Source organism: Paenibacillus sp. CH40 (assembly GCF_024213605.1).
In the GTDB taxonomy this organism is placed as follows: domain Bacteria; phylum Bacillota; class Bacilli; order Paenibacillales; family Paenibacillaceae; genus Paenibacillus; species Paenibacillus polymyxa_B.
Map to the genome: position 1 here is coordinate 1 of NZ_JANAVQ010000026.1, position 1,172 is coordinate 1,172.

At 56.2% G+C, this 1,172-nt stretch carries 1 protein-coding gene; it reads right to left on the reverse strand.

All coding sequences use genetic code 11. From position 1 onward, the window contains the following. The coding region (locus NLX73_RS24810) for a condensation domain-containing protein (protein WP_254327607.1) at positions 1–1,172 on the reverse strand (1,172 nt) is incomplete at both ends.

Below are 1,172 nucleotides of genomic sequence, written 5' to 3' on the forward strand. Positions count from 1 at the left end.
CTCCTGCTGCTGCCACACGGCGTAGTCTTTGTACTGAATTTGCAGCGGCTCCAATTCCTGTCCCTCGTACAGTTGTACCAGCTCCTGCACGATATTGTTAGACGATACACCGTCTGAAATAATATGGTGCATGTCGTACATCAGGAGATGGCGCTCTGGTCCAGTTTGAATAAGACGGACACGCAGCAGTGGTGCCTGGCGAAGATCAAAGCTGCGTACAAAGGACTTGATATAAGCTTCGGCTTCGGACTCCCTAGCCTGCAGGTGCTCTACTGCAAACTCCACTTGATCGTAAATCCGCTGAACGACCTCGCCTTCCACCATTTCAAAGGAAGTCCGCAGCGTTTCATGGCGGGCTATTAACTGACGGAACGCATCCTCTAGCCGATCAGCCTGAAGCGGCCCCTCCACGGTTAATACACCCGGCATATTGTAGCTGAGATCCCCACCTTCCAGATGGCTCAAAATGTACAGTCGTTTTTGAGCCGAGGAAACCGGGTAGTACGCCTGTTGTGCCGCCGCAGGGATCACCGTATAGGTGTCTGTCCCGTGCGTTGCGATGAGCTGGGCTTGCTGCTCAATCGTAAAGTGTTGGAACACCTCACGCAGCGTAATCCGGCTGTCCAGTTCCTGATGGATTTTGGCCACCAGCGTCGTTGCCCGCAGGGAGTGCCCACCCACGTCAAAGAATGAGTCGGTGACTCCTACGCTGGACAGCTTCAAGACATCCTGCCAGATTTGGGCTAGCTTGGCTTCCAGCGGCGTCCGCGGTGCAACGTACTCCAGGCCTCCTTCGAGACGTGCTTCCGGTGCCGGCAACGCCTTGCGGTCGATTTTCCCGTTCGGTGTCAGCGGGAAACGATCCAGTTGTACCACATACGTCGGGATCATGTAATCCGGCAGCTTCGGCTGCAGCGCATTGCGCAGCTCCGGCAAACTCAGGGACTCTGAAGCTATGATGTAGGCACACAGGTCCTTGTGCCCGTCTTCGTTTTCCCATGCTGTGACCACGGCTTTCTGAATGCCATCCACGGTCAGCAGCTGCGCTTCCACCTCGCCCAGCTCGATCCGGTAACCCCGGATTTTCACCTGATGGTCGATCCGGCCCAAATACTCAATGCTGCCGTCTGGCAACCACCGGGCCAGGTCGCCCGTCCGGTACATCCGGTTTG